The 21,405-nt window shown below is 44.7% G+C and carries 20 protein-coding genes; 18 read left to right on the top strand and 2 right to left on the bottom strand.

The window, feature by feature from the left end; all coding sequences use genetic code 11:
• Nucleotides 1-11: 11 nt before the first annotated feature.
• The 18 genes from Q0144_RS06815 to Q0144_RS06730 all read left to right on the top strand — a co-directional run bounded on the left by Q0144_RS06815 (nucleotide 12) and on the right by Q0144_RS06730 (nucleotide 20,511).
• On the top strand, nucleotides 12-1,235 hold the full coding sequence (locus Q0144_RS06815; RefSeq protein WP_298062781.1) for an argininosuccinate synthase: 1,224 nt from the start codon (nucleotides 12-14) through the stop codon (nucleotides 1,233-1,235).
• A 179-nt stretch (nucleotides 1,236-1,414) separates the two neighbouring features.
• Entirely contained in the window at nucleotides 1,415-1,858 is a 444-nt protein-coding gene (gene rplI, locus Q0144_RS06810; protein ID WP_295152082.1) for a 50S ribosomal protein L9, read from the top strand.
• Nucleotides 1,851-2,399, top strand: coding sequence for an ATP-dependent protease subunit HslV (gene hslV / locus Q0144_RS06805; RefSeq protein ID WP_297904003.1), 549 nt, complete (start codon nucleotides 1,851-1,853; stop codon nucleotides 2,397-2,399). The genes rplI and hslV overlap by 8 nt, the downstream gene beginning before the upstream one ends.
• Nucleotides 2,396-3,715 carry an HslU--HslV peptidase ATPase subunit gene (gene hslU, locus Q0144_RS06800; RefSeq protein WP_298062779.1) on the top strand — a complete coding sequence of 440 codons (1,320 nt, stop codon included), beginning with the start codon at nucleotides 2,396-2,398 and terminating at the stop codon, nucleotides 3,713-3,715. The genes hslV and hslU overlap by 4 nt, the downstream gene beginning before the upstream one ends.
• A 499-nt stretch (nucleotides 3,716-4,214) precedes the next feature.
• Nucleotides 4,215-5,084: a GTPase Era gene (gene era, locus Q0144_RS06795; protein ID WP_298062777.1), complete on the top strand. Its 870-nt coding sequence runs from the start codon at nucleotides 4,215-4,217 to the stop codon at nucleotides 5,082-5,084.
• Between the two features lie 62 nt (nucleotides 5,085-5,146).
• Nucleotides 5,147-6,667, top strand: a complete 1,521-nt coding sequence (locus tag Q0144_RS06790) for a hypothetical protein (protein WP_297942316.1) — start codon at nucleotides 5,147-5,149, stop codon at nucleotides 6,665-6,667.
• Entirely contained in the window at nucleotides 6,667-7,320 is a 654-nt protein-coding gene (locus Q0144_RS06785; protein WP_298062775.1) for a hypothetical protein, read from the top strand. Before Q0144_RS06790 ends, Q0144_RS06785 begins: the two co-directional genes overlap by 1 nt.
• 23 nt (nucleotides 7,321-7,343) lie before the next feature.
• Nucleotides 7,344-7,748 (top strand): hypothetical protein, encoded by a 405-nt coding sequence (locus tag Q0144_RS06780; RefSeq protein WP_291937386.1) that lies wholly within the window; start codon nucleotides 7,344-7,346, stop codon nucleotides 7,746-7,748.
• Nucleotides 7,726-9,234: a pilus (MSHA type) biogenesis protein MshL gene (gene mshL / locus Q0144_RS06775; RefSeq protein WP_297894751.1), complete on the top strand. Its 1,509-nt coding sequence runs from the start codon at nucleotides 7,726-7,728 to the stop codon at nucleotides 9,232-9,234. The genes Q0144_RS06780 and mshL overlap by 23 nt, the downstream gene beginning before the upstream one ends.
• Complete coding sequence (locus Q0144_RS06770; protein ID WP_005870282.1) at nucleotides 9,227-10,057, top strand: ATP-binding protein; 831 nt, start codon at nucleotides 9,227-9,229, stop codon at nucleotides 10,055-10,057. The genes mshL and Q0144_RS06770 overlap by 8 nt, the downstream gene beginning before the upstream one ends.
• Nucleotides 10,050-11,063, top strand: a complete 1,014-nt coding sequence (locus Q0144_RS06765) for a hypothetical protein (protein ID WP_298062773.1) — start codon at nucleotides 10,050-10,052, stop codon at nucleotides 11,061-11,063. The genes Q0144_RS06770 and Q0144_RS06765 overlap by 8 nt, the downstream gene beginning before the upstream one ends.
• Complete coding sequence (locus tag Q0144_RS06760; RefSeq protein WP_177389145.1) at nucleotides 11,060-11,599, top strand: hypothetical protein; 540 nt, start codon at nucleotides 11,060-11,062, stop codon at nucleotides 11,597-11,599. The genes Q0144_RS06765 and Q0144_RS06760 overlap by 4 nt, the downstream gene beginning before the upstream one ends.
• Nucleotides 11,600-11,604: 5 nt before the next feature.
• On the top strand, nucleotides 11,605-13,353 hold the full coding sequence (locus Q0144_RS06755; RefSeq protein WP_177389147.1) for a GspE/PulE family protein: 1,749 nt from the start codon (nucleotides 11,605-11,607) through the stop codon (nucleotides 13,351-13,353).
• Nucleotides 13,350-14,594 carry a type II secretion system F family protein gene (locus Q0144_RS06750; protein ID WP_298062771.1) on the top strand — a complete coding sequence of 415 codons (1,245 nt, stop codon included), beginning with the start codon at nucleotides 13,350-13,352 and terminating at the stop codon, nucleotides 14,592-14,594. The genes Q0144_RS06755 and Q0144_RS06750 overlap by 4 nt, the downstream gene beginning before the upstream one ends.
• A gap of 159 nt (nucleotides 14,595-14,753) precedes the next feature.
• A complete protein-coding gene (locus Q0144_RS06745; RefSeq protein ID WP_298062798.1) occupies nucleotides 14,754-16,997 on the top strand; it encodes a DNA translocase FtsK in 2,244 nt (747 codons plus the stop codon).
• Between the two features lie 226 nt (nucleotides 16,998-17,223).
• Nucleotides 17,224-17,352, top strand: coding sequence for a hypothetical protein (locus Q0144_RS06740; protein WP_298062769.1), 129 nt, complete (start codon nucleotides 17,224-17,226; stop codon nucleotides 17,350-17,352).
• A gap of 848 nt (nucleotides 17,353-18,200) precedes the next feature.
• On the top strand, nucleotides 18,201-19,361 hold the full coding sequence (locus tag Q0144_RS06735) for an FtsW/RodA/SpoVE family cell cycle protein (RefSeq protein ID WP_177389148.1): 1,161 nt from the start codon (nucleotides 18,201-18,203) through the stop codon (nucleotides 19,359-19,361).
• Nucleotides 19,362-19,497: 136 nt separating this feature from the next.
• Nucleotides 19,498-20,511: a UDP-N-acetylglucosamine--N-acetylmuramyl-(pentapeptide) pyrophosphoryl-undecaprenol N-acetylglucosamine transferase gene (locus Q0144_RS06730; protein ID WP_298062767.1), complete on the top strand. Its 1,014-nt coding sequence runs from the start codon at nucleotides 19,498-19,500 to the stop codon at nucleotides 20,509-20,511.
• A 251-nt stretch (nucleotides 20,512-20,762) separates the two neighbouring features.
• Here Q0144_RS06730 and Q0144_RS06725 read toward each other — a convergent pair whose 3' ends face one another.
• Nucleotides 20,763-21,128: a tetratricopeptide repeat protein gene (locus tag Q0144_RS06725; RefSeq protein WP_366111373.1), complete on the bottom strand. Its 366-nt coding sequence runs from the start codon at nucleotides 21,126-21,128 to the stop codon at nucleotides 20,763-20,765.
• Complete coding sequence (locus Q0144_RS06720; protein ID WP_298062765.1) at nucleotides 21,068-21,400, bottom strand: hypothetical protein; 333 nt, start codon at nucleotides 21,398-21,400, stop codon at nucleotides 21,068-21,070. Before Q0144_RS06720 ends, Q0144_RS06725 begins: the two co-directional genes overlap by 61 nt.
• Between the last annotated feature and the right edge of the window lie 5 nt (nucleotides 21,401-21,405).

Raw genomic sequence — 21,405 nt, 5'->3', positions numbered from 1 at the left:
AAGGATTTGAGATGGCAAAAAAAGATGTAAAAAAGGTCGTTTTGGCGTATTCTGGAGGACTTGACACTAGCATTATTTTAAAGTGGCTCGGCGATACTTACGGCTGCGATGTGGTGACTTTCACCGCAGATATCGGTCAGAACGAGGATTTGGAGCCGATCAAAAACAAAGCTGTGAAACTGGGCATCAAAAAGGAAAATATCTTCGTAGAGGATCTGCGCGAGGAATTTGTGCGCGATTACGTATTTCCGATGTTTCGCGCAAACGCCGTTTATGAGGGCGAGTATCTTTTAGGCACATCGATTGCCCGCCCGTTAATTGCTAAAAAACTAGTCGAGATCGCGAAAAAAACTGGCGCGGACGCCGTAAGCCACGGTGCGACCGGCAAGGGTAACGATCAAGTCCGCTTCGAGCTTGGCGCATACGCGCTAAATCCCGATATTAAGGTAATTGCGCCGTGGAGGCTGTGGGATCTGAACTCTCGCGAGAAGCTTCTTGCTTACGCTAAGAAAAACGGCATCGACATCGCCTCAAAGCCAGGCAAATCGCCGTATTCGATGGATGCGAATATCCTTCATATCTCCTACGAGGGCTTGGTGCTGGAAGATCCCGCTCATGCGCCTGAGGAGGATATGTGGCGATGGACCGTGAGCCCTAAAAATGCGCCAGATAAGAGCGAGATCATCGAGATCGAATACAAGCATGGTGATCCTGTAAAGCTAAATGGCAAAGCGCTTAAGCCGCACGAGATGCTAGCAGCGCTTAACGAGCTTGGCGCTAAAAACGGCATCGGCAGGCTCGATCTAGTAGAAAATCGCTACGTCGGCATGAAGAGCCGTGGCTGCTACGAAACTCCGGGCGGCACGATCATGCTAAAGGCCCACCGCGCGATTGAGAGCATCACGCTAGATCGCGGCGCGGCGCATCTAAAAGACGATCTAATGCCGCGCTACGCCGAGCTCATCTACAACGGCTTTTGGTTCAGCCCGGAGCGCTTGCTGCTTCAAGAGCTGATAAACAAATCCCAGGAGCACGTAAACGGCAAGGTTAAGCTAGAGCTTTATAAGGGCAACGTGACCGTGCTGGGCAGGGAAAGCAAGAGCGATAGCTTGTTTAATACCGATTTCGTGACGTTTGAAGAGGATAAGGTTTTCAATCAAAAAGACGGCGACGGATTTATCAAGCTAAGCGCGCTAAGATTTATCATCGCGGGCAAGAACGGACGCAAGCTTTAGATGAAATTTTGCCTATAGCGGCAAGGTGTGCAGGCAAATTTCACAAAACGAAATTTTAAAATTATCGGAAAAGCGCGAGCGGCTGCGGGCGAATTTCATAAAATTTCACGAAATTTTAGATCCGCCCGCGCCGCTTATAAAATTTTATAAATTTAAAGCTAAATTTAAAAGGATAATGGATGAAAGTGTTATTGATCAAAGACGTTAAGGGGCTCGGAAAGGCGGGTGAGGTAAAGGAGGTCAAGGACGGCTACGGCAACAACTTCTTAATCGGCAAAGGCTATGCCAAAGCCGCTACGACTGAGGTTTTGCGTAAATTTGAAGCGGATAAGAAAAAGCAGGCCGAGCTTGAAAAATACGAGGTCGCGAGCTTACAAAAGCTGGCCGAGGAGCTAGCTAAGATCCGCGTAAAGATCGTAAAGCAGACGGGCGAGAGCGGCGCGCTTTTCGGTTCGGTTACCAAAGATGAGATCGCAACCGCGCTAAAAGAGCAAAAGGGGATCGAAATCGATAAGAAAATTTTAGAGACCGAGGCTATCAAAACGACTGGGATCTACGACGTAAATGCTAAGCTAAAGCACGGTATAAGCGCTAAATTTGAGATAGAGGTGGCTAGTGTTTGAAGCGACTACCATTTTAGCCTACAAAGGCGCGAAGGGCTCCGTCATCGGCGGCGACGGACAGGTTACGTTTGGAAACACCGTCTTAAAGGGCAATGCGACTAAAATTAGAAAGATCGGCAAAGATGGGGGCGTCCTAGCGGGCTTTGCGGGCAGCACTGCCGATGCGTTTAATCTTTTTGATATGTTTGAGAAGTGCTTAGATGGCGCAAAGGGCGATCTTTTAAGGGCAGTGATAGAATTTAGCAAACAGTGGCGCAAGGATAAGTATCTGCGAAAGCTCGAAGCGATGATGCTGGTGTTGGACCGCAAAAATATCTTTTTGCTTAGCGGCACGGGCGACGTGGTAGAGCCGGACGACGGCAAGATCGCGGCGATCGGAAGTGGCGGGAATTACGCTCTTAGCGCGGCGCGAGCTTTGGATAAATTTGCTAGCCTAGACGAAGAGGAGCTAGTAAAGCAGAGCCTTAAGATCGCGGGCGAGATTTGTATTTACACAAACGAAAACATCAAAACATACGCAATTTGGGACGAAAAGAGATGATGACGCCAAAGCAGATCGTAGAGAAACTAGACGAATATATAATCGGACAAAATAGCGCTAAACGCACGATAGCGGTGGCTTTGCGAAACAGATACCGCAGAATGGCGCTCGAAGATGAGATGAAAAACGAGGTGATGCCCAAAAACATCCTGATGATCGGCTCTACCGGCGTGGGCAAGACCGAAATCGCGCGCAGGCTTTCGAAGATGTTTGGGCTTCCTTTTATCAAGGTCGAGGCGAGCAAATACACCGAGGTGGGCTTCGTGGGGCGCGACGTAGAGAGCATGGTGCGCGATCTGGTCGCCGCGTCGGTAAATTTAGTGCGCGGCGAGGAATTTGAAAAGAACAAAGACAAGATCGATGATTATATCAAGCGTAAAATTTTAGAAAAAGTCCTTCCGCCGCTTCCGCGCGGAGCGAGCGAGGAGAAGGTCGCAGATTACGAAAAAAGCTACGAAAAGATGGCGGCCAAGCTCGAGCACGGCGATCTGGACGATCTTAGCATCGAGATCGAAGTAAGCGAAAATGCGCTTGAATCAAATCCGAATTTGCCGCCCGAGATGGCGAATATGCAGGAAAGCTTCATCAAGGTAATTGGAATTTCGACGCGCAAAAGCAAAAAAGAGATGAAGGTCAAAGACGCCAAGGTTGCCCTTAAAAGCGAGGCTAGCGAGAAAGTTCTCGATATGGAGAGCATCAAAGCCGAAGCCGTTAGGCGCGCACAAAACGAGGGCATCATCTTTATCGACGAGATCGATAAGGTGGCGGTCTCAAGCGGCAATAGCGGCAGGCAGGATCCGAGCAAAGAGGGCGTGCAGCGCGATCTGCTTCCGATCGTGGAGGGCAGCAGCGTAAGCACGAAATTCGGCAATATCGACACCGATCATATCCTTTTTATCGCCGCGGGCGCCTTTCATATCAGCAAGCCGAGCGATCTAATCCCCGAGCTTCAGGGGCGCTTCCCGCTTCGCGTCGAGCTTGATAGCTTAGATGAGGCAGCGCTGTGTGAAATTTTAACTAAGCCAAAAAATTCGCTCCTTAAGCAGTACTCGGCGCTTTTAAAGACCGAGGGCGTCGAGCTAGAGTTTAGCGAGGACGGGGTCAAAGCGATCGCGAAATTTGCGGCGAGCACGAACGAAAAAGTCGAAGACATCGGCGCTAGAAGGCTACATACGATAATGGAAAAGGTGCTTGAGGATATCAGCTTCGAAGCGGATAAGTTTAAAGGGCAAAAGATCGTCGTGGATGAAAAGCTCGTAAGCGAAAAGCTTGCAGGCATCGCAAGCGACGAGGATCTGGCGAAATATATTTTATAAGGCGGCGCGGCAGTTGCTCTTAGAAAACTGCGGAGCCGCGGAATTTTACGGTTTTTAAATTTGCAAAGCAATTTAGAATTTTAAGTATGAAATTTAGCGAAATTTTAAAATGCGCAGAACTTCGTCCTTTTAAATTTGACGATGCTTTAAAATTTTAAGTCTGTAAAATTTCTAGGATGATTGAATTCTGCGCGGTGCGAGCTGTATGTCAAGCCGTAGCGCATGGCAGGATAAAATTTAAAATTTCTCGATCAATTTATGAAGTCGCAAAATCTATGGCGCGCAGAATTTGAAGTAGATAAAATTTTGCGCCGAGGCGAGTAAAATTGAGCGCTACCGTGCAGCTTGAAATTTTAAAATTTCACCTGTTTGCGCGGCGTGGGAATTTTAAAATTTCTACGCTCGTGCGGAGTCGGCCTGCACAAAACGAGATTTTAAAATTTACCCGTAAGGGCTTAGCGCTGCGGTTGCAAGATAAATTTATAAATTTAAGGAAAATATGAAAAGCGGATTTGTAACGCTCATCGGGCGAACGAATGCGGGCAAGAGCTCGCTGTTAAACTATCTCTGCGGCGAGAAAATTTCGCTCGTCTCACACAAGATCAATGCCACGCGTCGTAAGATTAACGGCATCGCGATGAACGGCGCCGATCAGGTGATTTTCACGGACACGCCCGGGCTGCACGAAAGCGCCAAGCTGATGAATAAACTGATGGTCGAAGTGGCGCTCGGAGCGATTGAGGGCTGCGATTTGGTGCTGTTTTTGGCGCCCGTGCACGACGATACCGCGGAATATGAAAAATTTTTAAATTTAAACGCAGGCACCAAACATATCGTGATTTTAACTAAAATTGACGAAGCAAACGACGAAAAGATCGTGCAAAAGCTGCTGCAATATCAAAAATTTACCGATAAATTTGAGGCAATAATCCCCGTTAGCATCAAAAAAAAGGTCTATAAAAAGCAGGTTTTGGATGAAATTTGTAAAATTTTGCCCGAGCACGAGTATTTTTACGATCCTGAAATTTTAAGCGCGACCAACGAGCGCGAAATTTACCGCGACTTCATACTCGAGGCGATCTTTGAGAGTATGAGCGACGAGATCCCGTATTGCAGCGACGTCGTGATGGAAAAAGTGGTGGAAAAACCTGGTCTAACCTCGGTGTATGCGCGGATCATAACGGACAGCAATTCACACAAAGAGATGTTGATCGGCAAAAACGGCGAGGCGATCAAGCGGATCGGAATTCGAGCAAAAAAGTTAATTTCAAATTTTTCTAAGGTCAAAATTTACTTAAAATTAACAGTTTTTGTAAAAAAAAGCTGGAAAAATGACGAATTTAGGGTAAAAACCGATTTTATCTATTGACATTTTATTTTATTTCTATTAGTATTAGCAGCGTAGAAAATTTCATTTGGAAGTGGAGTGTTATGGCAAAGAATAGTAAAAATGCTAGTTCGATTGTTGCGATTAACAAAGTCACGCAAACCATATTCGGTCTAAGTGAGAATGAAGTTTTCGAGCACGACTTCTCAAAAGCAAATCGTGCGAAGGAAACTTACGTCTCATATATTCCGTATAAGGATATAATGACTGCGACGGTTGAGATAAGCAGATCGGTAGAGGACGCGGATCTTTTAGATGCGATCGTCGTTAAGGTGTATGAGGAGCTGGGGCTTGACACCGCTTTGGATTACAAAATCACCTATAGTGAGGTAATAGGCGCTGGCGGCGATGATAGAATTTTCAACGTCTTTGTCGTAGATAATGCCAAACTCACTTCAGAATTCGATGCGATCGCCGCTAGGACGAACTACATCGACTATGTGGCAATGGCTCCATTTTTATACGAGGGCTTGTATAATAGAGGCGTCCTAACTCGCGACGGAATCGACTGCTTCATCTACTTGCAACGCGACGATGCGTTTTTGGTAGTGTATCAAAACGGCGAATATTTTCAATCTCGTCAAGTAAGATACAACCTAAAATTTTTGCATGAAAAATATGTCGAGCTAGTCGGTAGTAGAGTTGATGAAGAGAGCTTTTATAGATTGCTCTCCAAACAGGGAGTAAATTTAGAAAATCCAACCGAACGCGATTATATGATCCAAATTTTTGACGATATGTTTTACTACATCAACGACGTATTGAACGGTATTAGTAAAATTTACAACGTCAATATTCAAAACGTCTATATCGGAACGGATATTGGTAAAATTCCTGCGATCGAGGTTTTTGTAGAAAATAATCTAAAGCTAAGATACAAAGATTTTAATTTTAACGTTGCAATCAACGCAAAAGATTATCCGCTCACTCAGCTAGATATTTTAATGTTCTTGGTGGGTCAAGATTATTTGGTTACTAAAGACGACGATCACAACTACTCGCCGTTTATGAGACCTCCGCCTTTGACTCAAAGATCAACCGGCAAGCTGATAGGCTATATGTTGCTAGGTTGCTTACTTGGGGCTGTGTATCCTGCGTATAACTTCGGCTACGGCTATTATAATAATATGGTAGCTAATGATAAAACTAGCGAATATCAAGGTTTGGAAGATCAGATGGTTCCTGCTAGAGCAGAAAATGCGCGTTTGGATAAAGAGACTAAAGAGGTAAATGCCCAGGCTGCTAAGAGTGGTAAGGAGCTTAACGACAGGCGCGATCTAATTAATGCCATCTTAGACAAGAAAAACAATTACGCTATGAAGGGTGTTTCTATTTTTGAGCTAACCAATATGGTCGTTAAAAATAAGGGCAATATGGTTAGGATCGGTGATGAGAATAGGACTCTAACTGTTCAGGTGCGCACCAAAAACGATAAGCAGATGACCGAGCTTTTAGAGGATATCAGTAAAAAAGAGGTGTACGGCGTGGATACTAAAACAATCGCGCTACAAGAGGGTAATAAAACCGTCTTTTACGATAGTAATATCAGTGTGGAGGTTAAATAATGAAAAAGAAAAGTTCATTAGATCAACTTGATCAATGGTTTGCCTCCAAGGGAAATAGTGCAAATAACTATTTTTACATAGCTTTGTTGTTTGTAGGTGTGGTAGCTTACTTTATTTTGAGTGGCTATGCGGATCCGTATTTAGAGGAGAGCGAAACAAATCTAAGTACTGCCACTACTAAGCTTGAAGGCGCACAAAGAGAGTATAACGAGTTTTTTGGCGGTGATCCTGATGCTTTTGTTAATAATAAACGCAATATCCTCAATGGTGCTAGGACCAACCTTAACAATATCGTTGAAGAGCGTAAGTATCTAGACGGTAAGCTAAAAGAAATTTCAAAGCTTACCTATAATGAAAAGAACTGGGCTAAATTTATGGATAGCCTCTCAACGATCGCAGAGAATAACAATATTAAAATTTATGCTATTCACAGCGATAGAAGAGAGCCTAGCATCAAACAAATTTTTCAGCCTGAAGCTTTGCTGGATATAGATGTGAAATTTGAAGGAGCATTTTCGAACGTCCTTAGGTATATCAACCTTATCGAACAATCGGAGATGATCGTAGATGTAAATAAGATGGATATCAATGCCACTAAAAATGGCAAAATCGGTGGAAGCATCGGTATATCTATCTGGGGAGTAAATTACTAATGAAAAAGTTAATTTTATGCTCTTTGCTACTTTCTACTGCTCTATTTGCTGTAGATAATAATCAGACGGTGGCGCCTAGTAATGGAGCCTATAAAGCTAAGTACGATGCGATATTCGATGATCTTAGTAAGCCTAGAGTGGGTCTTAGCGATGAGCAGATAGCTTCTTTGCAAGATCCGTTTTATCCTAAAGAAGCTAATGCGCCTAGAGAAGCTAATCAGCAGGTGGATCTAGGTTATCAGCTAGTAGGTATTATGGGCGATAAGGTTAAGCTAAACGATAAGTGGTATGGTTTGGGCGAATATGTAGGCTCATATAAGATCGTGCAAATAACGGGCAATAGCGTTATTATTACCAACGACGATGAAAATAAAGTCGAACTAACACTAAAACAAGGAAGTCAAAATGTCATTATTACATATAAGTAAAAAGCTTAGCATAGCCGCTATGCTTGCTTTGTCTGTTACGGCTACTAGTCTATATGCCGCTCCCGCAACTGCAGGTAACTGCGATAGGAAGGCGCTAAATATCAAGATTAACGATACCGTTACGCTAAACGAGATGCTAACTCAGCTATCCGATATGTGCCGCTTCTCGGTGGTAGCAAAAGATGCTATCGCTCAAGAGGAGATGAGTAAGCCACTGCAAGGCGTAAGCATCAAAGACCTTTCTTTACGCGAAGTTTTAGATCTACTCATAAAAGAGAATAATCTAAGCTATGAGTATTCTCATGGCATATTAAAAATTTCAGCGCTAGAGACTAGGACTTTTAAAGTGGATTACATCACTTCTATTAGAGAAGGTACTGCTGTTACTAAATCTTCTGTCGATTCCGCACCTACGAAAGTGGATGATAGTGACGATAAAGAAAATAAAGAAGATAATAAGATCACTACCAAAGAGAAATTTGATTTTTGGGAGAAGATTAGCGAGGAAATCACCTCTGTTTTAAATAACGGTACCGAAAAATACGTCGCAGTCGCTCCTATTATAAATCAAAATGCCGGTTTAGTAACCGTTACTGCTATGAAGTCTCAGATAGCTCGCGTAGATAGATATCTAAGCGGTATGCAAAAACGCCTTAGTCGCCAAGTCTTGCTAGATGTAAATATCATATCTGTCGAGCTAAATAACGAATACACCACCGGTATAGATTGGAGTAAATTTCAACTAGGATTTAATACCTATGTAGGTGGAGATCCGACTAAACTTTCAGGCTATCATATAGATAACGGCAATAGAGGAAAGGCTAGCGATACTCACGGAACTTGGACGATAGGGGCTAATCTAAATTTTAATATCGACGGTTTGATTAACTTTCTAGAGACTAAAGGTAAAACCAAGATTATTTCAAGCCCTAAAGTAACTACGATGAATAATCAGCCTGCTATTATCTCCGTAGGTGATACTATTAACTACGTATTGAAATCTACTACTACAGGTGATTATCAAGGCGGAGATACTCAGTCGGATGATCAGTATTCGATCTTTGTAGGTATTCTTTTGAATATCTTGCCTGAAATTTCAGATGATAATAGGATTATGCTACGAATCAATCCATCTTTAAGTTCTCTTAAATATGCAGAAGATAATGTAAGAAAAGAAAACGGCAGAAGAGATATCGCACCTGATACTTTGCAAAAGAAACTCTCTAGTGTAGTTTGGGTAGATGATGGCGATACTGTAATTTTAGGCGGTTTGATTGGTGCAACTAAGTCCAAGAATAATACTAGGGTGCCTGTGCTAGCCGAAATTCCATTAATCGGAAATCTTTTCAAAAGTACTGCCGATGTTTTGAGCACGTCGGAGCTAATATTTGTTGTAACTCCACATATCATCGACAATACTGGCGCGCCGCTTGCTACCTCGCTTAAAGAGCTAGGTTACTCAAAGTCCATCTACGAAAATGAGTAATAACTATACGGCGATCAAGGAGATTTTTATCGAGGATAACGAAGTCTCAGACTTCGTTAATCTCGATAAATCTACCCTTGCTTATCATAAAATTTTAAATGCTTTGCAAAAGCCGTTAAAACTCATACTTTTTTACGGCAAACCGGGTTGCGGCAAGACATTTTTGCTTAATAAAATCAAGGTCGATCTTGAAAAAAAGGTAAGAGTTGTATTTGTGCCGCAGCCGTTTTTTGATGAGAAAGAATTTTTCTTAGAGCTGTATTCGCAGATTTTTCATTCAACTCCTAGCGAGCCGATTGATAATTATGAAAATTTTATGCGGGTTTACAGAGAGAGATTTGGAATTTCTACTAACGTAGGAGCGGTAGAGCAGGTCGTTATTTTGCTTGATGAGGCTCAGCTGTATCCCGGGAATTTGATAGAAAAAATTCGTCTTATGGCAGATACTAGATTATTTAAATTTTTATTTACGGTTCATAAGACTGACGAGGAAGATCGCCTCGCAAAGGATTATTTTAAAACCAGAATTTGGGAGAGCATCGAGCTTCCTAATTCAAATTTAGGCGAAGTCAAGCTGTATATTGAAAAAAAGCTTGTGCTTCATGGCTTTCAACAATACTATTTTATGTTTAGCGACGATAATTTCGATTTGATTTTAAATTTAACGGACGGTAATATGAGGAATATCAACAAGCTTATGTATAAGATGTATGAGCTTTTTGAGTATTACGAGGTAAATAAACCTACGGAAATTAGTTTTTCGCAGATTAATAATAAAATCATAGAGATGGCAGCGATAGGCTCGGGGATAATAAATGCTTGAATTTTACGAAGTAAACGAACTTGAAAAAAAATGGGAAGAGTATAACAAAAATAGAAAGCAGTTTTCTTTCCTAAAATCTAAGCCGAATTTCGTATTGAGATTTGACAAGACGATTTTAGGGCTTTTGATATTGATCTCGGTTGCGATCGGAGCGATATTCTGGCTGCTTAAAGATAGCGATAGCGTTAGCATGGCAAGTATCAATCAAAATATTGAAGATAAGGGCGGAGCTACAAATTCTGCTAATGATGCCGAGCAGCAGGCGGCAGATCTTGCAGTGCAAAATAATATCTCCAAAGAAGATTATAATATCAGCGCTCCGAAAGTTGCCCGCACCTCTAACTCTAAACACGAAAAGGAACGTCCAAGCTTAAATTTAAATGACGTAGGCGTGCTATCCAGCGAGGATTCCGGTGGATTTAAGATAACCAATAATTACGAAAATGGCGGAAACTATGGCGGGCAGGCTCAGGCGCAGAATTTCGGCGGTCAAAATTTTGGCAATCAGAATTTTGGCAATCAAAATGCTCCTACGTTTAACGTACCTAATACCAATAACGCAGCTTTTGCAAATCAGCCACCTAAAAATGAGGTTATCGATTTTGGACGCGCTCCATTGCCGCCTAAATCAAATTTCTCTGGAGGTTCTACAAATACCGCAAGTAGCACTCCGCTAAGTTCTAGAATTGAGATAAAAACTTCAAATTTAAGCGAAGATAAGCAGAGCTTGGAGAGCAAATTTTACGCGACGAATAAGATTGAGTATTCGCTATCGCTAGCCGAAGAAGCGTATAATAAGAAAGACTACGACAATGCGATCAAATGGGCTCTTACGTCAAATGAGCTTGATAAGGACAACGTCGCCAGCTGGATAATTTTTGCTAAAGCCAATTATAAAAAAGGTCGTAAGGAAGACGCGCTTTACGCTCTTGAGACCTTTAATGCAAAGGCGAAAAATAGCGAAATTTCTAACCTCATTTCAAAGATAAGAAGCGATAAACTATGAAAATTTTATATATTTTAGCTTTTGCGATCGCGTCGTTATTTGCAGTTAGTGCCGATGACGTGCGCAACTGGGATCAGATCGGTCAGTATAACCGTATCTGCCAAGAAAGCGTGCGAAATTTATTCATCGAGGAGCAGAGCGAGGCGCTTGCAAATATGTATGCCAAAGCGTGCCTGAAGATGGACAAAGTAAATGAGCTTGTAGTGCCTACGGTGATGCTTTATAAAACCAAAGAGGCTCGCGAGAACGCTTCTCTTTATTCGACCATAATTTTTCAAAAAAAGATGCTTTATTTGGCGCTTTGCGACGGTGTAGACATAAGCTATATAAGAACGCCTAAAATTAATTATATTTTGTCTGAAATTTTTGATAAATTTACGGAGAGAGCATACGTAAAAAAGAGTGATACGTATGTCTTTACCCTAGAAAACGGCGAGCGCGCCGAGCTTTTTATCAAAGAAGAAGAAGAGGTAAAAAAGATGGTAATTGCAATTTATGCTGGCGATAAGCTTAGCTCGATTAAAATTTATTGGTGATCGCGATGACAAAGATTGAAGAACAGATCGTTGCGATTTTAATACGAAACAATATCCTTACTAGCACCGTTGTTCCGGAAATCAAGGACAAGATGGATATCGGCTTGACGCTAGGAGAGGTTTTAGTCGGAGATAACTATCTAAGCCAGGATGATTTTTGCTCAATTTTAGTTGAGCTGTACAAGCGTCGTCAGATAGCATTTGACGATATAAGCGAAAAATTTTCGATGGATCCAAAGGAATTTTTGCAAATTCTAGCCAAGAAAATGAACCTGTCGTATATGAATTTAGATGATATCGATATAGACTTCAGGCTATCGGAACGCACTCCTACCGCACAGCTTAAAAGATACGGCGTGATACCGGTTAAAGCGGATGATCTGAATATTTACGTTGCTTTTTCTGATCCGTTTAATCTTGAGTCGCAAGATAAAGCGCAGGCTATGTTTAGCAAACAGCTGCTTAAAATCGTAGTAGCCGATCCAAATCAGGTAAATAAATATCTATCTAAGCTTGAGCTTTCAGAGAGCATTAAAGGGCTCGTAGCGGAGATCCGCAAAGAGCTCGCCAACACCGGCGGTAGCGGAAGCAGCGATGATACCTCGGCGATTTTGAAGCTCATTGAGATGATAATTAGCCAGTCTATTAAGATGCGCGGTAGTGATATTCACATCGAGCCTACCGAGAATAACTGCGTCGTACGTACCAGAATCGACGGAATGCTCGCTGAAATTTTTATCTTTGATAAGGATATCTATCCACCGCTAGTAAGCCGATTGAAGCTACTTTCAAATATGGATATCGCCGAGCGCCGTAAGCCGCAGGACGGTAGATTTAGTATGAAAATTTCAGGTCGCGAATATGATTTTCGTATCTCGACACTGCCTATTATCAACGGTGAATCTACAGTTATGCGTATTCTAGATAAATCCAAAGTTATCATAAGCCTGGAAAAGCTCGGCATGCACCCTGATAGCTTTAAGAAATTTAATAACGCTATGAAGGCTCCATACGGTATTATCTTGGTTACCGGACCTACGGGAAGCGGTAAGTCTACGACGCTATATGCAGCGCTAAACGATATTAAAAATATCGATACTAAGGTTATTACCGTAGAAGATCCAGTCGAGTATCAAGTAAATTTAATCCAACAAGTCCAAGTTAACGAAAAAGCGGGTCTTACCTTTGCTTCAGCATTGCGCTCGATCTTAAGACAAGACCCTGACATCATAATGATCGGTGAGATCCGTGATCAAGAGACCCTTAGGATCGCGATCCAGGCTGCTCTTACTGGACACTTGGTTTTCTCGACCCTACACACCAACGACGCCGTTAGTGCGATCCCGCGAATAGTGGATATGGGTATAGAGGCCTACCTCATAAGTGGTGCGCTCATTGCAGTAGAGGCGCAGCGTCTCGTGCGAAAGCTTTGCCCGCACTGCAAGCAGCCTACAAATCTGCCTAAATCGATGCTTGATCAGCTGAAGGAATTTTTGCCTGAAAAATACACATTTTTCAAGGCTGTAGGTTGCGATCAATGCGGTCAGACGGGCTATATGGGGCGTGAGATGATTAGTGAAATTTTACCTATTACCGATAAAATGCAGAGCTTGATCGCTAACGGCGGCTCAAAGGACGATATGAGGGCCTTGGCGAAGGAGGAGGGTTTTATAGATATGTTTGAAGATGGTGTTATACGTGCTGCGCGCGGAGTAACTAGTATAGAAGAAATTTATAGGGTGGCTAAACAATGAAAAAGCAATTAGAAGTTGAATACAACGCCAAGGGCGCAAGAAAGAAGATGTTTTTGCAAGCTAGCGATAAGGTGCAAGCAAACAACCTAATGAAGCAGCGCGTAGGCGGGACGATTGTAAAAAGAGGTGAAACCCAAGTCGTAGCGAATACGGGCGGCGATTTTAAGGCGCAGGTTTCGCGCATGCTAGGTGGTAGCGGAAGAGTTAGAACGCTGCCGTTAGTAGCGTCGATCCGTCAACTTTCGGTTATGACAAATGCGGGAATTTCAATCCACGACTCGATCAAAGAGGTCGCAAGAGCGGCAGAGGATAAGACGCTAAAAGAAATTTTCAGCGCGATGAACGACGATCTTAACGCAGGTCTTAGCTTGACAGAGTCTACGGAGAAATTTAGAGGTCAGCTCGGTGATGTCGTCGTTGCGATGGTAAGTCTGGGCGAAGCTACCGGTAATATGGCAGAATCTCTAGCCAAGCTTGCCGCTATGCTTCAAGAGCTTTGGGAGAACCAGCGTAAATTTAAAAAGGCGATGCGTTATCCGATGATCCTTATGATCGTTATGGCGATTGCATTTTCGGTCTTGATGATGTATGTCGTGCCGAAATTCCGCGAGATTTTTGAGGATTTGGGCGCGGATTTGCCACTACCTACTAGAATTCTACTTGGCATCGAAAGCACGCTTAATAATTATGGAATTTTTGTTTTAGCGGGTATCATACTTACTATTGTGGGGCTTAGATGGGCGTATCGCAATAACGATGAGTTTAAAAAGGGCTTTGACAAGACGATTTTGAAGGTCTACCTATTTGGCAAGATTATATTTTTCTCTACGATGTCACGATTTATGCTTATTTTTACAGAGCTCGTGCGAGCGGGTATTCCTATCGCAGATGCGCTGGATACATCTGTTTTGATGGTGGATAATCATACGCTAAAAGAGAAGCTCTCTACCGTTAAAATCGCCGTGCAGCAAGGCGTGAGCCTAACAGAGGCGTTTAACAATACAGGGCTTTATGAGAGTATGCTTATTCAGATGATCAGTGCGGGCGAGCAGGCCGGTAACCTCGATAAGATGCTCGGTAACGTCACTGACTATTACAAAGAGAAATTCGACGATATCATCGATAATATCTCAAGCTACGTCGAGCCGATCATGCTATTTTTTATGGCGGGCATGGTTCTTCTTTTGGCTCTTGGTATCTTTATGCCTATGTGGGATCTGGGCAAAGCCGTCAAAAACTAACCCCTTTAATTCCGCGCCTGCGAGGGCGCGGAATTTTATCAAAGCATTAAAATTTCATCCTTCAAATAAAATTTTAACCTTCGTTTGGCTAAAATACCGCTTTAAATTTAAGGATCAATCATAGTTAAAGAAATATATTTTATCGTCATATCGGCTATCATAATATTTTTTGGGCTTGCTACTATTGCGCCCGATTCTGCGCTTGTAGGCAGCGCCGGCAATGCCATCCGCTCATTTAATACCCAGCTATTCGGCTATTTTGCATACATCTATCCGCTATTTTTGCTCGCCTTAGCATACGTAGCCTATAAGCATTTTCGCGGTTTTGACTTTAGATTTTTTGAGTTTAGCATCGGCGCGATTTTGCTATTTTTTACCATTTTGATGGTGCAGTCGAGTCTCTTTGGCGCTAGTGGTGGAGCAGTTGGTAGCTTCGCGGTGAACGGACTTAGGCGAATGATCGGAAGCGTCGGCGTATGGATTTTTAATATTACGATTTTTGTGCTTTCGCTAGTGCTTATATTTGAAGATCGTTTTACCGACATCATCAAAAACTGCTTTATTGGCTCAAGAGATGAAAGCTCGCAGGATGAAATTGGAGACGATTTTGCTAGCGACGCAGATGCAGCACAAAGAGGCGGGCTCGCAAGGTATTCGTCTGCGCAAGGCTTGAGAGGTGCGGAAAATTTTAACGCTTCGAATGACGCTTTGAGCGCAGAGGAAAATTCGGCGAAACAGGGTAATTTTATGGAGCAGGGCGCAAGCGAGCGCGGTTTTGAAGGCGGGCAAAATTTTCAAAATTTAAACGATACTCGCGAGCCTGAAAATGAGCAGAATTTTGGTGACGCGCAGGGTCTGCAGGCTTCCGCTGAATGCGAGCTTAAAATGCCGCAAAAGGGAAAGCCGAGCAGGCTAAAAAGGGTCGAGCGCCTAAGCGAGGTCGCCGAAAATAAAAGGCTTTTGGATCAGCTCGATAAGGGCAGGGTGGCTAAGCCCAAGGATTTTAAGCTGCCGCCGCTTGATTTTTTAAACCCGCCGCCGAAAAAGAAAAGCAATATCGACGAGAGCGAGATCGATCGTAAAATTTACGACCTGCTCGATAAGCTGCGTAAATTTAAGATCGACGGCGACGTGGTGCGGACCTATTCGGGCCCGGTCGTTACGACATTTGAGTTTCGCCCCGCCGCGCATATCAAGGTAAGTAAAATTCTCACGCTGCAAGATGACCTGGCGATGGCTCTTAGGGCGCAGACCATCCGCATCCAAGCGCCGGTTCCGGGCAAAGACGTCGTGGGTATCGAGATCCCGAATCAAAATATCGATACGATCTATCTGCGCGAAATTTTAGAAAGCGACGTGTTTAAAAGCGCTTCCAGTCCGCTTACCATCGTGCTTGGCAAGGACATCGTGGGCCAGCCTTTCGTTACCGATCTTAAAAAGCTGCCGCACCTTCTCATCGCAGGCACCACTGGAAGCGGCAAGAGTGTGGGCATCAACGCCATGCTGCTTAGTCTTTTGTATCGCAACTCGCCCAAGAGCCTGCGCCTAATAATGATCGATCCGAAGATGCTCGAGTTTAGCATCTACAACGACATCCCGCACCTGCTAACGCCCGTCATCACGCAGCCTAAGCAGGCGATCATCGCGCTAAGCAACCTTGTAGCCGAGATGGAGCAGCGCTACTCGCTCATGGCGCAAAACAGGACAAAAAACATCGACAACTACAACGAAAAGATGCTGCGCGAGGGGGGCGAAATTTTGCCTTACATCGTCGTTATCATCGATGAGCTCGCGGATCTGATGATGACGAGCGGCAAGGACGTGGAGCACTATATCGCGCGTCTGGCGCAGATGGCGCGCGCCAGCGGTATCCATCTCATTGTGGCGACGCAGCGCCCTAGCGTGGATGTCGTCACGGGGCTGATAAAGGCGAATCTGCCTAGTCGCATCAGCTTCCGCGTGGGCTCGAAGGTCGACAGCAAGGTGATCTTGGATCAGATGGGCGCGGACAGCCTGCTCGGGCGGGGCGATATGCTCTTTACGCCGCCTACCGCGCCGGGGCTCATCCGCCTACACGCGCCGTTTACGACCGAGAATGAGATCAACAAGATCGCGGAATTTTTAAAAGCGCAAGAAAGCGTCGTTTACGACGAGCGATTTTTGATCGAAAACGAGGGCGCCAAGCAAGAAGGCGGTATAATCAATCCGCAAAATATTGTGCTTGACGAGCTTTACGACGAGGCGAAAGCGATCGTTTTGGAGGAGGAAAAGACCTCGATCAGCTACCTGCAGCGCCGCTTACGTATCGGGTACAACCGCGCCGCGACGATCATCGAGCAGCTAGAACAGATGGGCGTTTTAAGCGAGATCAACGCCAAAGGCCAGCGCGACATAATCAAGTAAATTTCAAAATTTTGATAAAATTTAAGCAGCGAAATTTTGAAATTTATTGGATTTGCGGCGTCGGAATTTTTGAAATTTGATCGGTCTGCATCGGTAAAATTTTGAAATTTATTGGATTTGAAGCGGTGGAATTTTAAAATTTCAGTACCTGTTGCGAATTTTAAATTTTTAAATTTGTATGTCCATGCCCCACAGCTCGCACTTGTATCTCTGCGGCTGAGGCAAAATGGCGACTTGCGCGGATGTGATCGAGGTTTTTTACGGTATGGCGGGGCGCTTTAAGGTAGTGCTCGGCAGGTACAAACAGCGCGTTTTACAGCTCGTTTGCGGTGCACCCGTTTTAGGACGCATTTGAAATTTAAGCGCGGTTTAATTGCGCGCTGTGTTCTTGGCGCTAAATTTGAACCGCGGCGCTAAATTTGAACCGCGGCGCGAAATTTTAAAGTGCAAGCGGAACGAAAATAGAGCGAACTTTAAAAATTTAAAAATTGAGCACTAAAAATTTTGCGATTTTAAATTTTATAAATTTATAGAGCCCTGCAGAATTTAAAATTTTAAAATTTTGCTTCTTTTTGGGCTTTAGAATTTTAGAATTTTAAAATTTTAAAATTTGCTGCAGCGGACCTAAATTTTAAATCGCATCGTGCCAATATGAAATGTCTTGCAACTGCGCAAGCGGGAGAAACTGCCGGAGTATTGGCTTGCCATGCGTGGCGGCTGATTTGCGGCACGAATGCCTATGTGCAATTTTGCATAGTCGCGGTTTACGACCATGCTATAGCGTGCCGAAAGCCGCCGCGATACACCTGCCGGAGCTAGAATGCACCCGCCTGTGTATTAAAAGATAGTGCGGTTGCGCTCTACGGCGTGGCAGCGTGTGTCGAAAGACTGCGCGATGCGCGAGGGTAAAATGCGTACTTGCAAGGCGACGTAGGACGTGCTGTGCTTTACGGTGCGCTATCCCGCAGCGTACGCCGCAAAGCTGCCTATGTGCGAGAATAAAATTTGCGCCACGCGTCAAAGACGCATGATCGCATTACGTGCCAAAAGAGACAATAGGTGGTCGTACCGTACGCTTTTTAAAAGGCGGTGCCACGATCGGCGCCGTGCGGCACGGGTGCGATGCGAGGTTTGAGTCTTGCGTAGCAGACAAAGCGTGCACGGCGCGCGTAAATGCGAATAAATTTTAAAACGGAGAGATGATTGAGAACCGATAAATGGCTATATTACTTCACCTGCGCGCTCATTACGATCGGCATGATATTTTCGCTGTCGCTGAGCTCATATACGGTGCTTCTGCTGGGCGCTACGCCACTGCATTTTTTTTATCGTCAGTGCGCGGTAGGGATTGCCTGCATCGCGGTGATGTGGATCGTCTCGCGCGCCGATCCCGATAAATGCCTAACGCCGGTGTGTATGTCGCTTTTTGCGATAATGGGGATTTTGATGCTCGCGATGGGCTTTTTGCCCAAGTCCTTGGTCGCCGACGTTAACGGCGCGGCGCGCTGGATCAGACTGCCGTTTTTTAATCTCGCGCCAGTGGAATTTTTCAAAGTGGGCTTCATCTACTTTTTGGCGTGGAGCTTCTCGCGCAAGCTTGATCACTCCAAAAAAAGCATCGGGCGCGAGATCGCGACGTTGCTTCCTTACGTAGCACTTTTCGGCTTTGTGGTGATCCTAGTCGCCATCGTGCAAAACGATCTGGGGCAGGTCGCGGTGCTGGGGCTTACGATGATTTTTATGTCGCTTTTTGCGGGCACGAGCTTCAAGCTCATCGGCTTTAGCTTTATGGGGATTTTGGGGCTTGCTTACGTTTTTATCGTCACGAGCGCGCACAGGGTCGATCGCGTGCGTTCGTGGTGGGGCGGCGTGCAGGATTTCGTGCTATCGTTTATGTCGCCCGAAACAGCCGCCGGGCTGCGTATAGAGGACGCTAGCGCGCCGTATCAGGTCGGACACTCGCTAAATGCGATAAACAACGGCGAGTTTTTTGGGCAGGGACTTGGGCTTGGAAGCTTTAAGCTAGGATATCTGAGCGAGGTGCATACCGACTTCGTGCTTGCAGGTATCGCCGAGGAGTGGGGGTTCGTCGGGATTTTACTCATCGTGGCGCTATTTTATGCGATGCTATTTCGCATCTTTCAGACCGCGAGTAAGTCGCCGAGTAATGTAAATTTCCTCTTTTGCCTCGGTATAGGCTTTATGTTTTTCTTTTCGTTCATTATTAACTCCTACGGCATTACGTCGATCTCGCCGGTTAAAGGTATCGCCGTGCCGTTTCTAAGCTACGGCGGCAGCCACCTGCTCGCGGCGTCGTTTGCGGTAGGGCTCGTTTTGATGGCGTCGAAAAGGGCGAAATTCTAAGGCTTTTGCAGGCTTTGAGGCGAACGCGATTTAAATTTAGACGTAAATTTAGAGTCGAATTGCGCTTAAAATTCTACGCCGAAGCGCGCCGAGGCTTAAATTTAAGCGCGAAATTTTATAAATTTAAAGGAAAAGTATGGTCATAGCAATCAGCGGCGGCGGCACCGGTGGGCATCTGATTATCGCTAAAAATTTAGCCGCCCATCTTGCGAAGCAGGGCATCAGAGCGATCTTTATCGGCTCAAACCGCGGGCAGGATCGCGCGTGGTTTGAAAATAGCGAGCTTTTTGCGCACACCTATTTTTTGCAAAGCTCGGGCGTCGTCGATAAAAAGGGCTTTGCCAAGCTAGCCTCGCTGCTAAATATCCTGCGCCTCTCGCTTGCGGCGCGTAAAATTTTAAAGCAAAACGGCGTCCGCGCGCTCATCAGCGTGGGCGGATACAGCTCGGCGCCCGCATCCATCGCGGCGATCCTTTCTCGCGTGCCGTTTTTTATCCACGAGCAAAATGCCGTTTGCGGGCGGCTCAACCGCCTGCTAAGGCCCTTTGCGCGCGCGTTTTACAGCTCCTATGAAAAGCCCGCGTTTGCTTATCCGATCGCGGATATTTTTTTCGAGACGGCGCGGCCGCGCACGGCGCTTAATACGGTCATCTTTTTGGGCGGCTCGCAGGGGGCGAGCTTTATCAACTCGCTTGCCGTGGAGCTTGCACCTAAGCTCTTGAGCCTCGGCTACGGCGTGATCCATCAGTGCGGCGAGCGCGAGTTTGAGCGCATCTCGCATATCTACGCGCAGCAGGGTCTGGATGTACAGCTCGTGGGCTTTTGCAAAAACATGCACGAGCTTATCGCAAGCGCCGATCTTTGCGTCGGGCGTAGCGGCGCCAGCACGCTGTGGGAGCTCTGCGCAAACGGCCTGCCCGCGATATTCGTGCCGTTTCCGTTCGCGGCGGCGGATCATCAGTTTTATAACGCTAAATTTCTTAAGGAGCGCGGGCTTTGCGAAATTTTACGCCAGCAGGACGCAAGCGGCGAGCGGATTTTGGGCTTGATTCAGAGCTTCGACGTGGCGCGCGCGAGCAAAGGACTGCTTGAGCTTGCGGATCGAAACGGCGCACAAGCGATCATTGGCGACGTAATGAGTAAAATTTAAGGCGCCTCCGTTTTTTATGCCCATACTTTGCGCGTAATTTCATCGCAGAGCAGGGCGAATAAAATTAAAATTTTCTCTTTCGCGCGCTCTGCTACGCGGCAAATACGGCTAAAGAGGACAGGATGCGACGTTTTAATAACAAAAAGCAGCGTAAGGATCGGCGAAAACGAGAGTGGCGAAAATTTAAATTTGATTTGGGAAAATTTGAGCGGGTTTACCCGAACGCAAATTCAGCTCGGGTAACTTTAAGTCTATTTTAATTTTTTATACAATTCACAAGTGAGTTGCCAAAAATCTTTATTGCTTGGATTTTGTGCTTCTGAGTCGTTTTTACCCAACTCGCAAGCCTTTTTGTAATATTTAACAGCCGTATTCTTATTGCCTAAAGCAATCTTATATGCACCAAGACTCGAGCATCCTCGCCAATTGTTTTTATTGCAAGCGTATTTATAGCAAGATACGGCTTTTGTTATATCTTTTTTCACGCCATATCCATTATTGTACATTATCCCAAGATTGTTACATGCCATAGGGTCTCCAATATCGCAAGTCACTTTCAATAAGCGAGCCGCTTCTTTATAATTTTGTTCGATCCCGGCAATCCCCTTATAATACATAGCTGCGAGATTTCCGCAGCTTTCAATAAAATATTCATTTTTTTTTGAACAGCTTTGTCCATTTTGCAAACTTTTTCAAAATAGTATTTTGCTTTTTTGTAATCTATCCTTTCTCCGCCAACCATAAAGTAATATTCACCGATTACAGTGCAATACTTTAAATTTCTACCCTCGCACTCTTTATCGAAATATTCGATTTGAGCTTGTGTTAATTCTTCAGCAGAAAACGCCAAATTCGCTAGAACTGCCAAAACCAAAATTACTTTTTTCATTCTTT

It is taken from the genome of uncultured Campylobacter sp., assembly GCF_938045345.1.
In the GTDB taxonomy this organism is placed as follows: Bacteria; Campylobacterota; Campylobacteria; order Campylobacterales; family Campylobacteraceae; genus Campylobacter_B.
This window is presented reverse-complemented; position numbering and strand designations above follow the sequence as displayed.

Coding starts and splice junctions, on each gene's coding strand:
- Q0144_RS06815 (WP_298062781.1), top strand. CDS start 12: ATGGCAAAAAAAGATGTAAAAAAGGTCGTTTTGGCGTATTCTGGAGGA.
- rplI (WP_295152082.1), top strand. CDS start 1,415: ATGAAAGTGTTATTGATCAAAGACGTTAAGGGGCTCGGAAAGGCGGGT.
- hslU (WP_298062779.1), top strand. CDS start 2,396: ATGATGACGCCAAAGCAGATCGTAGAGAAACTAGACGAATATATAATC.
- era (WP_298062777.1), top strand. CDS start 4,215: ATGAAAAGCGGATTTGTAACGCTCATCGGGCGAACGAATGCGGGCAAG.
- Q0144_RS06790 (WP_297942316.1), top strand. CDS start 5,147: ATGGCAAAGAATAGTAAAAATGCTAGTTCGATTGTTGCGATTAACAAA.
- Q0144_RS06785 (WP_298062775.1), top strand. CDS start 6,667: ATGAAAAAGAAAAGTTCATTAGATCAACTTGATCAATGGTTTGCCTCC.
- mshL (WP_297894751.1), top strand. CDS start 7,726: ATGTCATTATTACATATAAGTAAAAAGCTTAGCATAGCCGCTATGCTT.
- Q0144_RS06770 (WP_005870282.1), top strand. CDS start 9,227: ATGAGTAATAACTATACGGCGATCAAGGAGATTTTTATCGAGGATAAC.
- Q0144_RS06765 (WP_298062773.1), top strand. CDS start 10,050: ATGCTTGAATTTTACGAAGTAAACGAACTTGAAAAAAAATGGGAAGAG.
- Q0144_RS06760 (WP_177389145.1), top strand. CDS start 11,060: ATGAAAATTTTATATATTTTAGCTTTTGCGATCGCGTCGTTATTTGCA.
- Q0144_RS06755 (WP_177389147.1), top strand. CDS start 11,605: ATGACAAAGATTGAAGAACAGATCGTTGCGATTTTAATACGAAACAAT.
- Q0144_RS06750 (WP_298062771.1), top strand. CDS start 13,350: ATGAAAAAGCAATTAGAAGTTGAATACAACGCCAAGGGCGCAAGAAAG.
- Q0144_RS06740 (WP_298062769.1), top strand. CDS start 17,224: ATGGCGACTTGCGCGGATGTGATCGAGGTTTTTTACGGTATGGCGGGG.
- Q0144_RS06730 (WP_298062767.1), top strand. CDS start 19,498: ATGGTCATAGCAATCAGCGGCGGCGGCACCGGTGGGCATCTGATTATC.
- Q0144_RS06725 (WP_366111373.1), bottom strand. CDS start 21,128: ATGTATTATAAGGGGATTGCCGGGATCGAACAAAATTATAAAGAAGCG.
- Q0144_RS06720 (WP_298062765.1), bottom strand. CDS start 21,400: ATGAAAAAAGTAATTTTGGTTTTGGCAGTTCTAGCGAATTTGGCGTTT.